The sequence below is a fragment of the Paenarthrobacter nitroguajacolicus genome (genome assembly GCF_007786235.1).
GTDB lineage: Bacteria > Actinomycetota > Actinomycetes > Actinomycetales > Micrococcaceae > Arthrobacter > Arthrobacter nitroguajacolicus_A.
This window is the reverse complement of record NZ_VNFK01000084.1, coordinates 1-549: the sequence shown is the minus strand read 5'-3', so window position 1 is coordinate 549 and position 549 is coordinate 1. Positions and strand designations below refer to the sequence as shown.

General features: G+C 47.5%; 1 protein-coding gene. It reads right to left on the bottom strand.

Annotated elements, in window-relative coordinates; all coding sequences use genetic code 11:
- A partial coding sequence (locus tag FQP90_RS23075) for a Mur ligase family protein (RefSeq protein ID WP_244296974.1) occupies nt 1-521 on the bottom strand: 521 nt, incomplete at its 3' end.
- Between the last annotated feature and the right edge of the window lie 28 nt (nt 522-549).

The following is a 549-nucleotide window of genomic DNA, read 5'->3' as shown; positions in this document are numbered from 1 at the left end:
ACTGTGCGGACCAAATGATGGAACTGTCGCTTGATCGCTTCAAGATCATCAAAGATATCTGCATGATCGAATTCGAGATTGTTCATCACTAACGTTCTTGGGTGGTAGTGAACAAACTTAGAGCGCTTATCAAAGAATGCACTGTCGTATTCGTCGGCTTCAACCACGAAGAACATGCTTTCACCAAGGCGAGCAGAGATACCAAAGTTACCCAATACACCACCAACAAGGAAGCCCGGCGCGTAACCGCAGTCTTCAAGGATCCAAGCCAGCATGCTCGATGTTGTTGTCTTGCCATGCGTTCCCGATACCGCCAAAACCCAACGGTCATGCAGTAAGAACTCTTGTAACCACTGCGGCCCTGATGTGTATCTAAGATTGTTATCCAATACATACTCAACACATGGGTTACCACGGCTCATCGCATTGCCAATGACCACTAAGTCAGGTCTTGGCTCTAATTGGCTCGGGGAGAACCCTTCAATAATCTCAATCCCCTGAGACTCCAACAAAGTGCTCATTGGAGGATAAACATTCGCGTCACTACCC